The organism is Aeromonas sp. BIGb0405, from assembly GCF_024807335.1.
GTDB classification, from domain to species: Bacteria; Pseudomonadota; Gammaproteobacteria; order Enterobacterales; family Aeromonadaceae; genus Aeromonas; species Aeromonas rivuli.
In genome coordinates this window covers 472755-485924 of sequence record NZ_JANUEP010000001.1, presented here as the reverse complement: position 1 = coordinate 485924, position 13170 = coordinate 472755, and the positions used below count along the sequence as shown (strand labels likewise).

The following is a 13170-nucleotide window of genomic DNA, read 5'->3' as shown; positions in this document are numbered from 1 at the left end:
TTATGGGTTTTTTAATTGGCTGACCGATCACCCCAGTCTGGCCCGTCCTGAATGGATGGCCAGACCGGGGCCCGCAATCAGGCAATCTCGATGTCGGTCAGGGGAATGGCGCAGCAGGTCAGGATCTTGCCCTCGGCACGTTCGGCCTCGGTGAGCGCGGGGGCGCTCGCCTGCTCAACCTCGCCAGCCACCAGGGTCTGCTTGCAGCTGCCACAGATCCCGGCCCGGCAGCTCCAGGGCAGCTCCAGTCCCTGCTTGCTGGCCTGATCGAGTATGCTGCCCTGATTGTTGCCAGCAAAGGACTTGCCGGCTATCTGCAGGGTCAATCCCTGATGAGGGCGCGCGCTGATGAGGGGCGCCCCACCGAAACTCTCCTGACGAATACGGCTCACCCCGGCCCCTTGCAGCAGGGTGATGGCGTGTGCCATGAACCCTTGCGGGCCACAGAGCAAGACTTCCCGCTGGTGCAGGTGTTGCACCCGCGCGAGGTGGTCGGCCTCGAGTCGGCCATGCAGCCCCTGCCAGTGGCTATCGGCCTGGCTCAAAATAAGAGTAAGCTGCATGCCTTGGCGGGCCAGGGCATGCAGCTCCTCGGGGGCGGGAATGTCAGCCTCGCTGCGGCACTGATGCATGAAATGCACCTCGCCGAGCTCACCGCGCAGGGCCAGGGTGCGGGCGATGGCGAGCATGGGCGTGATGCCTGAGCCGGCAGAGAGCAGCAGCAACTTGCGCTCAACGGCAAGCTGGAAATCACCGTCAGGATCCTTGGCCAGTATGCGATCGCCGACCTTGAGGTGGCGGTGCAGCCACTGGGAGAGCCGCCCGTCGGCCTGACGTTTGACGGCAATGGCGTAGCGGCCCGGCGCATCCGGTGTGGAGCAGAGGGTGTAGCGACGCTGCACCCGTTCCCCCTTGATATCGACAAAGATGGGCAGATGTTGACCGGCCTGGTAGTCGGCCAGGGGTTCGCCATCCTCGGCCTCGAACCAGAAGCTCTCCAGATCCCGGGCCAGTGACTCGCGTGCCACGCAGACTAACGCGCGTTTCCTGGGCGCGCCATTGCCGTAGACCTGGGGCCGCACCCGCTCCAGGACCTCTATCTCGCTGCCAGCCTCTATCCATCCCTCATTGAGGGCGACCAGGTTCTGGCCGAAATAGACGTCGCTATCCTCGCCGCGGCGATAGCGGCTGAGGGTCGCGAGCGGTTCTTTGAGCGCGTTGAAGCGGCTGGTTCCGGGCTCGACCGTGGTCATGATGCAGCGGCTGCATGGCTTGGCGACCAGAAATTCCACCTCGCCGATACGAATGCGGCGCCAGCCATCTTCCTCGAAGGGACGCAGACCACTGGCCACCAGATTGGTGCGAAACTGACTCATCTGATGCAGGGCATCGGATCTCAGGTTGAGATCCTCAAGGGAAGCCTGACCTATCAGCAGCAGGGGATAACCATCGGCGAAGCTGACCCGGGTGCCGGTTTTTTCACGAAAACGGGCAGACTGATCGCCTAGCCAGAGCAGGAATACCGACTCTCCCGCCACCCGGCTCAGCCAGTGATCCGCTCGCTCATGGGTACGTAGCGCGGTGAAGTTGTCGCCCCAGACCCCGGTGGATTGAGGGGTGAGCAGGAAATCCTGTTCCAGCAGCGTGAGCACCTCCTGGCCCGGGTAGCGCAGTTGCAAGCCACCCTCGACGGGGCTGGCGACCACTTGCTGCAATTGGGGGTGGGTGCGGGCCGTGATGAAGGTGCCGTCCGGCTTGACCACCATGTAACGCCGGTCGCCATCCAGTCCCTCCTCGCCAACTCGGGCCCGGCTCAGGGCCATGCCAGCGGTGGATTTGATGGGATAGAGATGAATACTGTCCAGACGGGGCATGGTGCTCTCCTTGAGCGTGGCAGGGCGAGGGCACAAGATAGCGGTTTGCCCCCTAAAGCTCAATCGAGGCGCAGTCGGCGCCACGGGTCAGGCAGACGAAAAACCCGGCCTATGGGCCGGGTTGAGTGGATAAATTGCTTATCCGTGCTATCACGCGATCAATTTTCTAGGCATTCAATGAGACTGATGTTGTTTGAGGATGTCGTATATCTCCTCTTTGAGTTTAAGTTTCTGTTTTTTCAGATCTCTCAACTCAGGACTGAAGTCGCTGGCATGATGCTTTTCCAGTTTTCTGATGGTCCCGTCCAGCTCGTTGTGTAAGGCAAACTTCTCGTGGAAATGGTCATCACTGCTCTTCAGTTGCGAGATAAGGTCTCTGTACTCTGGGAACATGTAATGTCGCCTCCTTGTTGCGCTTGGGTGTGCCGACACCATTAAAACTACACCCCGGAGTGCGAGATAGATGTGATCGAGATCGCAGTTATGAGCTCTCTTTTTGCCCTTGTCATCACGACGTCACAAGGGACTGATGCAGACTGGCGTCATCGCGCAGCACGGATGTGTTCGCCGAACACCCGGGAGCGCCACAGGCAAGGCAGGGGAAGCGTGTTAATAAAGGGGAGCAGAGAAAGGGATGCTCATAGAAGACGTGAACAAAGGGGCCCATAGGCCCCTTTGTTCATATTGCGAATAGCCGTGCGGGGCTATTCCTTCTTCTTTTTGCTCTTCTCGGGCAGCGCCTTGCCATCCCGGGCGATGACCTTGCCCGCTTCAAAACCAATCTGGGCCGCCAGCTCCTCGAGATCTCCGGCCTTGGCTTCGCTGCCGATGGCATAGCGATAGTTGGCGATGGTGATCTTCTCGGCCACAGGGGTACCCGGGACTATGGGTTCACGCCAGCCTTGTCCTATGTGCGCCACCAGGGTGCCATTCATGATGAGCTCGCCGACTATCTCCTGGCTGGGTTGACCCTTGCCGAAGGTCAGCCCCTGGGGATGCTTCTTGCCAACCAGAGGGGCGTCACTTGCCGGGAGCAGCTTGGTGCGGATCAACCACTTGGGATCCTGGGTCTTGCCGAGGGCCTTGCCGGTCTGATACTCGTTGATCTTGATGGTCTTTATCATCTGGGCGGTGAACGCTTTGGTCAGCGCCTTCTGAGCCTCGTTTGCTGCATCTATGACGATGGGCGCCACATACCAGGTTTGGGGCGCTGGTGCCTTGGGGGTCGTGGCGGCAGTTTGCGCCAGGGCCAGAGGGCTGAGCAGCAGAGTAGCCAACAAGAGTCCGATTTTCTTCATTCTGATCCCGCTTATGTTTCAACTAGGAGTTTGTTTTGCCAGCGACGACTGCGCCAGCGCCAGAACATGGCCAGTCCACGCACCCATTCATCACAGGCGAGTGCCAGCCAGATGCCGACCAGTCCATAGCCTTGCATGATACCAAGGTAATAGGAAAGGGGAACGGCGATGCCCCACATGGACAGCAGTGCCATGTAGAGCGGGAAACGGGCATCCCCGGTGGCGCGCAGGGCATTGATCACCACCAGATTGAAGGTGCGGCCAGGTTCGAGGATGAGGCTGATTAAAAATAGCTGGGCCACCATGTCGATGATGTCGCCATCGGCCGTGAACAGGCTGATGATCTGCCGTCCGCTGATGGCCACGGCAATGGCGATCAGGGTGGTGACGATCAACCCCAGCTTGAGACTGTGCAGCAGCTGGGCGTAAGCCTGTTCGAAGCGACGCGCCCCCGCTAGATGGCCGATGATGATCTCGTTGCCAAGGCCGATGGAGAGGCCAAACAGCAGAATGAACAGGCAGATCTGGAAGAAGTAGGACTGGGTCGCCAGCGCCTTGTCACCGAGCAGGCCGACAAACGCCGTCACCACCATGAACTGCAGCATCCAGGAGAGGTTCTCCCCCGCCGCCGGCAGGCCGATATGCAGCACCTTGCGCAACATGGGGCGGCTGGGTTTGAGGATTTCGGGCAGCCGCAGCCGTATCCCCGTCTTGCGAGCCACCAGCCAGACCAGCAGCACCACACCCACCAGGCGGCCCACGACGGTGCTGATGGCGACCCCGGCGACCCCGAGCTGAGGCAGACCAAACCAGCCATAGAGCAGCAGCAAGTTGCCGACGAAGGTGATGAGGTTGACTATCAGGGTCACATACATGGCCTGACGGGTATGGCCGTGGGCGCGCAGGGTCGATGCCAGACAGAGGGCCGCGGCCTCGGGCAGCAGGCAGAGGCCGATGATTTGCAGGTAGAGCAGGGCATCCCCCATCAGGTGATCCGGCAGGTTCATCAAGGCCAGCATGGGCGCCGCCCCCAGCATGACCCCCACGGCGGCGACCAGCCCGACCAACAAGTTGAAGCCGATGGCGGTGTGGATGACGACCCGTGCCTTCTCCCGGTCGCCGGCGCCCAGATACTGGGTGATCACCACGCTGGTGCCGATGCTGACGAAGCTGAACAGGGTGATGGCCAGATCGAATACCTGATTGCCGACCGCCAGCGCCGCCACGCCCTGGTAGGAGACGTGGCCCACCATGAAGGTGTTGAGGGCCCCGGTCAGGAAGTGCAGGGCGAGATCGATAAACAGCGGCCAGGTCAGCGCGAACAGCGTGCCCGGTCCGGCTTGGGATTGAGTGTGCATGGGGAGTCCAAATACTGGGGATGGCCCTCGTCAGTGCCATCTGGACGGGCATTTAACACCAAGCGGGTGCGGGGTGCAATCTTGCACTGAGCAGAGCGCGCCAGACCTCCCTTCATCGGGAAGGCCTGGCGTCGGTTCAGGCTTGGTTGGTCGTCGCCTCTTGCTCGCAGGGGAGGGTGAGCCGCGCCGAGTCTGGCATCGCATCATCTTTGGGCCACTGGGAGAGGATAGCGTCGGTGGTGCTCTCCACCACCTCGTCATCCTTGAACAGAGGCTCGCGGTAACAACGGGTCATGCGCAGCGCCTGATACATGTCGGGGCAGAGGATAATGCCTTCGTCGCCGACCCGGATCCCGGCCTGACGGAACCAGTGACTGAGCTGGCCGTGGCGGCCTGCCATCACCATATGGATACCACGGCGCTTCAACTCGCGGTGCAGCTCGCCGACCATGCTCATCACGCTGATGTCCTGATGGGTAAAGCAGGCAACGGCGTCCACCACCAGACACTGGGGGCTATGGGGATCTTGCACCAGCAGCGCCAGCACCCGCCGTTTGAAATAAGGGGCATTGAAGTAGGTGAGCGGCGAGTTGAAGCGGTAGACCAGCACCCCCGGGATCGCCTTGGCCTGCTCGTTGTCGCCCAGGGTGCGCACTACCCCCTCATCGTCCATGCCGAGCAGTTGATCCGTCGGACGCATCACGTTGCGCAGGAATTGGAACAACCCCAGCAGCACCGCCAGGGTGATGCCGGGGATGACCCCCATGGTCAGCACGCTGATGAAGGTGATCAGCGCCAGCCAGAAAGCGGCGCGGTCGGAATCTTTCAGCGCCCACAACCCCTTGAGATCGAGCAGGGAGAGTGATGCCATTACCAGCACCACCCCGAGGGCGGCGGTGGGGATGTATTGCAGCGGTGAGGTGAGGTAGAAGGCAATAAAGCCGATGATGATGGCGGCGATGATGGAGACCAGCTGGCTCTTGCCACCGTTGGCATCGTTGACCGCGGTGCGCGAGTCGGCGCCGCTGATGGCAAACCCCTGGGAGACGGCGGAGGCCAGATTGGCCATGCCCAGTGCCCTGAACTCCTTGTCCGCATCAATCTCATAGCCATTCTTGGCGGCAAAACTGCGGGCGGTGAGCATCATGGAGACGAAGCTCACCATGGCAAGGTTCAACGCCGGCAATACCAGCTCACGGAGCAGTCCGGGAGGAAACTCCGGCATCTGGAAGGCGGGCAGGCCCGAGCCAATGGTACCGAGGGTATCAATCCCGAACTGCCCCAGATGACCGACCCACACCAGAGCGGCCGTGACCACCATGGCCACCATAGAGGAGGGCCATCCCGGTCGATAGCGTTTGCTGACCAGCAGTATGAGCAGGGTAAAGAGGCTCATGGCCAGGGTGGGCAGATGGGTTCGCGCCAGATAGTTGGTGCCGCTCATGATCCGCTCGATGAGGTAGCGCTCGTCGAAGGTGAAACCCAGGATCTTGGAGAGCTGGCCCACCATGATGGTGATGGCGACCCCGTTGAGCAGCCCCATCAAGATTGGCCGGGAGAGAAAATCGGCAAATACCCCCAGTTTGAAGCGGCTGGCGAGCAGGCACCAGAAGCCCGTCATGGCGGTCATCGTCATGACCAGCTGCCAATGACGGGTCGCATCGCCTGCGGCAAGGGGGGTGACCACGGCGGCGATGACGGCGCAGGTGGCGGCATCGGGACCGACAATGAGCTGACGTGAGGTGCCAAACAGGGCATAAACCATCATTGGCAATATGCAGGAGTAGAGGCCGACGATGGCACCGACCCCGGTCAGCTCGGCATAGGCGATGGCCACAGGGAGGGCGACGGCGGCCACCGAGAAACCGGCCCGCATGTCGGGCAGCAACCAGGCCCGCTGGTATTGCAACAAGGCAACCAGTCCCGGCAGCCAGCGCTCGAGAGAGAAGAAATCGCGCATCATGAAACCCGTATTATAAAAGCCACTGTATATCAGTCACTTTAGTTAAGTTGTTGTGCCAAAGTGGCTTTTTTACTGAGTGTGGCCCCTTGCCCGCAGCCCGTCCCATCCTGATGCTACTGCGGTGCCGGGATCTGGAGCAGAGGCCAGAGTCGGCGCCACCCCTTGTTGGCGACCCGTTCATCAAACACAGACCGGGGTTGCCGACAACGGGGGTTGGGCAGGACCTCAAGGGACCAGCAGGATGCCAGGCCAAAGGGGGCCAGCCAGAGCAGCTGACCATCTGGCAGCAGACGAACCCCGACACAGGTGGGCAGCTCGACCCAGTGCCCCAGAGCCTGCTCGCTGCTGTCAAAGGGGGCCACATGCTGACGCTGGTGCATGCGGGCCTGATTGCGTACCTGCCAGCGGCCGCTCAGACGGGCGCTCAGCCAGGCTTCGTGGGCCGACTCTCGCGTCCCCTCCATATCCTGTGAGTCCAGATAGACAAGATCCAGGTCATTGAGCGGGGTTGGTTCGGCCTTGTGGTGGAGATGATCCCAGATGAGGTTGCGTACGAAGCCGGCCCCCAGCGCCCAGTCGGGCAGGGCCAGATCCCGCGCGGCCATCAGGCAGGCCATGCGATAGGGGTCGGCGCGCAGCAGCGCCTCGGTTTGCAGCCGCAAGCCGGACTCGAAAGAGGGCTCAGCTTGAGCCGCAGGCTCAACCGCCATGGCGCCGCAACCAGGTCTCGATATAGCTGCAGCTTGGGACTATCTCGAGACCTTGGGCCTGGCACCAGTCGAAGAGGGCCCGTGCCAGCTTGTCTGCCAGCCCCTGGCCACGCAGCTCGCCGGGCACGAAGGTGCTGTAGGCATCGACCTGATGCTGGTCGAGCAACCGATAGCGCAGGCGGGCCTCATGGCCGTCAACCACGCAGAGGAAGGCTTGCTGCTGTTGATCATGAATGATGTCTGTCATGGGGACTCCTGTTCTTGCTATGGCCAGCCTGGCCGCACGGCGCTTTGCCGGGGAGGCGAGCTCGCTTACACTGCTCCCCTCATGATGCCACGTTAGCCGCGCCAACTCATCCGCGCATTTGCACAGGAAGCCACCATGGCCTTTGCCACCCTAGACGATTTGATAGGCGACACCCCGCTGGTGCGTCTGCAGCGCATCAACCCCCACCAGGGCGTCACCATCTTGGTCAAACTGGAGGGCAACAACCCGGCCGGTTCGGTCAAGGACAGACCTGCGCTGAGCCTCATTCGCGCCGCCGAAGCGAGCGGTCGCTTACGGCCCGGCGCCAGGCTGATCGAGGCCACCTCGGGCAATACCGGCATCGCCCTGGCCATGGTGGCGGCCACCAGGGGCTACCGGATGCGGCTCATCATGCCAAGCAACATGAGCCAGGAGCGCCGAGCCGCCATGCAGGCCTATGGCGCCGAGTTGGTGTTGGTCGACAACGGCATGGAGGGGGCGCGGGATCTGGCGTTGGCCATGGCGGCCAGGGGGGAGGGGGTGGTGCTGGATCAGTTCAACAATCCTGCCAACCCGCAGGCTCACTATCAGAGCACGGGCCCTGAAATCTGGCATCAGAGTGGCGAAGCCATCACTCACTTCGTCTCTGCCATGGGCACTACCGGCACCATCATGGGGGTCTCCCGTTACCTCAAGGAGCAGAACCCGGCGGTGCAGGTGATTGGCTTGCAACCGGCCGAAGGGAGCCACATTCCGGGGATCCGTCGTTGGCCCGCCGCCTACCAGCCCGCCATTTTCGAGCCAGAGCGGGTCGATCGGGTGCTGGACATCACTCAGGCAGAGGCGCTCACCACCATGCGTCGTCTGGCTCGGGAAGAGGGGATCTGTTGCGGCGTCAGTTCGGGCGGCGCCGTGGCGGGGGCCCTGCGCATCGCCGCCGAGCTGGAGCAAGGGATCATCGTCGCCATCATCTGCGACCGAGGGGATCGCTACCTCTCCACAGGGGTGTTCGATGAACCCGCCTGAACCCGATCCGGGATCAGTCAACAGCAGGGGCCCATGGGCCCCTGCTGTCATTTGGTGCTGGCGCTTAGCGGGTCAGCCAGCTCAGCAGCAGCTTCTTGTACCAGCGATCATAGGGGGGCTGGAGCAGGGTACCTGGACTCCACCTGCCCCGGCGCAGTACCGTCTTGGCCTTGGAGAAGGTGAGAAATCCCTCCCGCCCATGGTAGTGGCCCATGCCGGAGGGGCCTATGCCCCCGAAAGGCGCATCGTCCGCCGCAACCTGTTGCAGGGTCTCATTGATGGCGACCCCCCCTGAGTGTGTCTCCCTGATCACCCTGGCTTGCAACGCGGGATCCAGACTCATCAGATAGAGGGCCAGGGGCCTGGGCCTGGCCTGGATATAGGCGATGGCCTCGTCGAGGCTCTCATAGGGGATCAGGGGCAGCAGGGGACCGAAGATCTCCTCTCGCATCAGCTGGCAGTGGTCGGGCAGTTCGGTCAACAGATGGGGCAGCAGTCGGTGCCATTCGTCATCCCGGGCCGGGGTGGCGCAGGGGTGAGCCTGGGCACCGGCGGCAACGGCCTCCTCCAGCCAGTCGATGAGCCGCTGATACTGGCGCGGGTTGATGATGGAGGCGTAGTCATCGCTCGCCAATCCCTGGGGGTAGAGGCGCTCGAAGCGTTCGCGATAGGCCTGGATAAAAGCGCCCTCCTCGCCTTTGGGGAGCAGTACATAGTCGGGGGCGACACAGACCTGGCCTGCGTTGAGGCTCTTGCCATAGAGTATTCGTTCCACCGCCAGGCTCATCGGCATCTCCGGCCCGATGAGGCAGGGGGATTTGCCGCCAAGCTCCAGGGTGAGCGGAGTGAGCTGGCGGGCGGCGCTGGCCATCACCTGCCGACCGATGCTGGTCGAGCCGGTAAAGATCAGATGATCGAAGGGGAGGGCGCAGAAGGCGGCCCCTTGTTGGGCATCCCCCTCGCACACCACCACCTCATCCGGTTCGAAGGCTTCGCTCAGCAGCTGGATGAGCACCGCATTGGTGACCGGGGTGAACTCGGAGAGCTTGAGCATGGCTCTGTTGCCGGCCGCAATGACGCCGATGAGGGGCCCCAGGCTCAGCATCACCGGGAAGTTCCAGGGCACCACTATGCCCACGACGCCGAGGGGCTGATAGATGACATCGAGCCGGGCAGGAGTGAGCAGCAGCCCCGGGTGGCGCCGACTCGGAGCCATCCACTTCTTGAGGTGCCTGCGGACATGTTTGAGCTGGGTGAGACAGGGCAAGATATCGGCGAGCAGGCTATCGGCTCGGCTGCGTTTGCCATAATCCTGGGTCAGCGCCTGGCAGAGCGCCTCCTTGTGGGTGCGCAGGGCTTGCTCCAGTCGCGTTAGTCTGGCCAGTCGCTTGGCGAGTGACGGGGCAGGGGCGGCCTGATAGGCTGACTTGAGTCGATCCAGCTGGGTGGCAAAATGCATGGCCTGTTCCATAGGGGCTCCCGGACAATAAGGCCCAGAACGTTAACTCGTCCTCGCGTACTCTGTAAAGCCATGGGCCCCGGCGCGGCGGCGAAGCGTGCGCCGCCACCCATTTTCGGCAACAGTATCGTGTTGACCGCCCATGAGCCATCTTTGGTACTGGTCAAAACTAACCATTTTGGGGTAATTTGTGTTTCATCACAGCAGAGGGAGAGAGTGTCATGACAGAGGAATTGGAACGCTTGCTGACCAGGGTCGATGATGTGGTAGATCGCATGCCTGCCAGCTTCAATACCTATGAGTTCGTCCAGAAGTTGGCGCTGCATCATCAGGGTGCCTACTTTGCGGCGGGACACTCCCTGGCGAGCCAGCCCTTGCCTGCGCTCAAGCTGATCCATCGCCAGGTGGGGGAGGTGCTCGGGGAGAGCGACCGTCTCATCGAGGGGGCGCATCTGGCCTGTGTCACCCCCTGGGGGGAGACCGCGAGTTCACCGCGCTGGCACCGCAAGGCCTGACCCGTCCCACGCAACACTCAGGCCCCTCGGGGCCTGAGTGTTGTCAGCCGGCGGGCCCGGTGACGGAGGTCAGGCGGCGTGCCTGCCAGTAATGCTTGCGCCAGTAGACATTGTCGAGGCGTGAGCGGATCACGCCCTTGCTGGTGGAGGCATGGATAAATTCCCCGGCCCCGGTGTAGACGCCGACGTGATACTGATCCCAGCCGGTCTTGAAGAAGACCAGATCCCCATGACGCAGCTCGCTGCGAGGGATGGCCTCGCCGAGATCGGCCTGGGACTCGGTCGTGCGGGGCAGCTGGAAGCCCAGCACCTGCTGATAGGCGAGCTGGGTGAAGGCGGAGCAGTCTAGTCCGGCTCTGTTGGTGCCACCCATGCGATAGGGAACCCCGCGCCACTGTTGAAAGAAGCCATTGAAGGCTTTGTCAGGCGCTGAGGGGGGCACAGGCTCCGGTGTACTGGAACAGGCGGCCAGCAACAGGGCAAGCAGGGGCAGGATCAGCTTCATCGACATTTCACTCCCTCATATCGAATTCAAACGTGAGCGCAGTGCCCGCATGCCAACCTGGAAGAGAGAAGCCCCTTCATTCATGTCGTGAGAGCCGACTCGGATTGGGGCTCGATCAGCGGCTTGACCAGCTCAGCCAGCTTGTAGAAGGTCTGGACCCGAGTGGTACTTGGGCGCCATACCAGGCCTATCTCCCGGTAGGCCTGCTCACCCGGCAGCGGGATGGCCACCAGGTCGGTGTTATCCAGGATGCCGGCATCGATGGCCATCTGTGGCAAGAAGGTGGTGCCGAGCCCGGCGCCGACCATCTGCACCAGGGTGTGCAGGCTGGTGGCGGCAAAGGGGTTGATCTTGCTCTTGTCCCGCAGTCGACAGGCGCTTACCGCATGCTCGGTCAGGCAGTGCTCGCGCTCGAGCAGGAAGATGCTTTGGCTGGGCAGCTCTTTATAGTCGAACGGCATGTGCAGCCCCGCCGCCATGTCGCTGGGCATCACCATGTGGAAGGGATCCTGACCGACCGCCTTGCAATGGAAACCACCAATCTCGATGGGCAACGCCAGGATCAAGAGGTCGAGCTGACCCTGCTCCAGTTGCTTGAGCAGGTTGCTGGTGGTGTCTTCCCGTAGCAGCAGCTCCAGGTCCGGGTAGGTCTTGGCGCAGCGTTGCACCAGCTTGCTGAGCAGGAAGGGGGCTATGGTCGGAATGCAGCCGAGCCGCACCGTACCCTGCATGACGCCCCCCTGCTGCTGGCCGAGCTCCATCAGATCCCGGGCGTCGGAGAGCAGGTTGCGGGCCCGCTCGACCACCTCCAGCCCGATGGGGGTCATGATGAAGCTCTTGTGGTCGCGCTCGACCAGTTGCAGATTCATCATGTCTTCCAGGGTCTGGATGCCGGTGCTCAGGGTCGACTGGCTGACATGGCACGCCTTGGCGGCGCGGTTGAAGTTCTTGTGTTCGTCGAGCGCTATCAGATATTGGAGCTGTTTCAGGCTGGGCCAGCGTTGCATAGGAGTACCTGATCCGTTCTATCTATTTAATTTGATTTAACTAATCTAACATTGGCGCCGTTTCTTGTCGCTTTAATAAAGGGCGCTGACAGGCTGAAAGCCTCCCTGGGTTCAGCCTGTAGCAAGCTTTATCCCCGGGGATGGCGGGCAGGGAGATTGGGGGCGCGAGTGGCGAGTCAGGGGTGTTCCCAATAAAAAACGCGCCCGAAGGCGCGCTTGAGTCAGTGTCTGCGACACCATCACTCGTCGAAGATGCCGAAGTGCTCCTTGGAGAAGGCGACGCGCTGCGCCACCGTCATCTTGGTCGACCCCAGCTTCTCTATGGTCTTGAGATTGGGCACCAGACCGCGGCCATTGGCTATCTGAATAGCGAGGCCGGGGCGGGCGTTGAGTTCGAGCAGCATGGGGCCACGGAACTTGTCGAGCACCATGTCGGTGCCGATATACCCCAGTCCCGACATCTCATAGCAAGATGCTGCGAGTGTCAGCAGGGTATCCCAGTGAGGCACCTTGAGCTCGTACAAGTCGAGGCCGGTGTCCGGGTGGTGGCGCAGGGGGTTGCCAAACTGCACCGCCCGCAGCGCCCGGCCGGTACGTAGGCACAGACCCACCCCCACGGCGCCCTGGTGCAGGTTCGCCTTGCCATCCGATGCCGCAGTCGAGAGGCGCATCATGGCCATCACCGGGAAGCCCTTGAAGATGATCACCCGGGCATCGGGCACCCCTTCAAACGAATAGCCGTCGAACACATCATCGAAGTTGATGAGCCCTTCCACCAGCGCCACGTCGGGCTTGCCGCCCAGGGAATAGAGGCCCGCCAGTATGTTGGAGACATGGCGCTCCAGATCCTGGCCATTGGAGGCGCTGCCGTTGGGCTTGTAGAAGAGGCCATCTTCCTGGCGCAGGATCACCAGGATCCCCTTGCCCCCCGAACCCCGGGCCGGCTTGATGCAAAAGCCCGGCCACTCCTTGACCAGCTCGGTGATGCGGGCCACATCATGCTGCTCGCGAATGGTCCCGATGAGATCAGGCACAGTCACGCCGGCATCCAGCGCTATCTTCTTGGTCTGCAACTTGTCATCCACCAGGGGATAGAGGTTGCGCGGATTATAGCGGCTGATGTAGCTGTGGTTGCGTTTGTTCATGCCGAGGATGCCTGACTGGGCCAGGCTCCACGGGCTGGTGTATTTTTCCCAGAACCACATCTG

13 protein-coding genes are annotated in these 13170 nt (G+C 62.0%); 2 read left to right on the top strand and 11 right to left on the bottom strand.

All coding sequences use genetic code 11. The annotated features are described in order from the left end of the window. Positions 1–77 precede the first annotated feature (77 nt). From M2366_RS02325 to M2366_RS02295, 7 genes are all read right to left on the bottom strand, one after another. Positions 78–1874, bottom strand: coding sequence for an MOSC N-terminal beta barrel domain-containing protein (locus M2366_RS02325; protein WP_259268845.1), 1797 nt, complete (start codon positions 1872–1874; stop codon positions 78–80). 174 nt (positions 1875–2048) lie between these two features. Next, on the bottom strand, positions 2049–2267 hold the full coding sequence (locus M2366_RS02320; protein WP_042042935.1) for a YdcH family protein: 219 nt from the start codon (positions 2265–2267) through the stop codon (positions 2049–2051). Between the two features lie 311 nt (positions 2268–2578). After that, positions 2579–3172, bottom strand: coding sequence for a hypothetical protein (locus tag M2366_RS02315; RefSeq protein WP_259268844.1), 594 nt, complete (start codon positions 3170–3172; stop codon positions 2579–2581). Between the two features lie 11 nt (positions 3173–3183). Next, entirely contained in the window at positions 3184–4530 is a 1347-nt protein-coding gene (locus tag M2366_RS02310; protein ID WP_259236302.1) for an MATE family efflux transporter, read from the bottom strand. Positions 4531–4666: 136 nt separating this feature from the next. After that, positions 4667–6490, bottom strand: a complete 1824-nt coding sequence (locus M2366_RS02305) for a SulP family inorganic anion transporter (protein ID WP_259268843.1) — start codon at positions 6488–6490, stop codon at positions 4667–4669. Positions 6491–6606: 116 nt separating this feature from the next. Continuing rightward, complete coding sequence (locus M2366_RS02300; RefSeq protein ID WP_259268842.1) at positions 6607–7203, bottom strand: nucleotidyltransferase family protein; 597 nt, start codon at positions 7201–7203, stop codon at positions 6607–6609. After that, positions 7193–7450 carry a GNAT family N-acetyltransferase gene (locus M2366_RS02295; RefSeq protein ID WP_042042931.1) on the bottom strand — a complete coding sequence of 86 codons (258 nt, stop codon included), beginning with the start codon at positions 7448–7450 and terminating at the stop codon, positions 7193–7195. The genes M2366_RS02300 and M2366_RS02295 overlap by 11 nt, the downstream gene beginning before the upstream one ends. A 135-nt stretch (positions 7451–7585) precedes the next feature. Here M2366_RS02295 and cysM point away from each other — a divergent pair, with 135 nt between their 5' ends. Then, entirely contained in the window at positions 7586–8476 is an 891-nt protein-coding gene (gene cysM / locus M2366_RS02290) for a cysteine synthase CysM (protein WP_259268841.1), read from the top strand. A 64-nt stretch (positions 8477–8540) separates the two neighbouring features. Here the strand turns inward: cysM and M2366_RS02285 are convergent, their stop codons facing one another. Then, positions 8541–9947: a coniferyl aldehyde dehydrogenase gene (locus tag M2366_RS02285; RefSeq protein ID WP_259268840.1), complete on the bottom strand. Its 1407-nt coding sequence runs from the start codon at positions 9945–9947 to the stop codon at positions 8541–8543. Positions 9948–10156: 209 nt separating this feature from the next. Between M2366_RS02285 and M2366_RS02280 the strand changes: the two genes are divergently transcribed. Beyond that, positions 10157–10450, top strand: a complete 294-nt coding sequence (locus tag M2366_RS02280; protein ID WP_259268839.1) for a hypothetical protein — start codon at positions 10157–10159, stop codon at positions 10448–10450. A gap of 43 nt (positions 10451–10493) precedes the next feature. On the opposite strand, the gene M2366_RS02275 is transcribed toward M2366_RS02280, so the two are convergent. From M2366_RS02275 to M2366_RS02265, 3 genes are all read right to left on the bottom strand, one after another. Then, the gene (locus M2366_RS02275) at positions 10494–10961 is read right to left on the bottom strand and encodes a C40 family peptidase (RefSeq protein ID WP_042044098.1); all 468 of its coding nucleotides are present in this window, start codon (positions 10959–10961) and stop codon (positions 10494–10496) included. Positions 10962–11035: 74 nt separating this feature from the next. Next, on the bottom strand, positions 11036–11962 hold the full coding sequence (locus M2366_RS02270) for a hydrogen peroxide-inducible genes activator (RefSeq protein ID WP_042044096.1): 927 nt from the start codon (positions 11960–11962) through the stop codon (positions 11036–11038). Positions 11963–12201: 239 nt separating this feature from the next. Then, entirely contained in the window at positions 12202–13167 is a 966-nt protein-coding gene (locus M2366_RS02265; protein ID WP_042039740.1) for an alpha-L-glutamate ligase-like protein, read from the bottom strand. Positions 13168–13170: the final 3 nt, after the last annotated feature.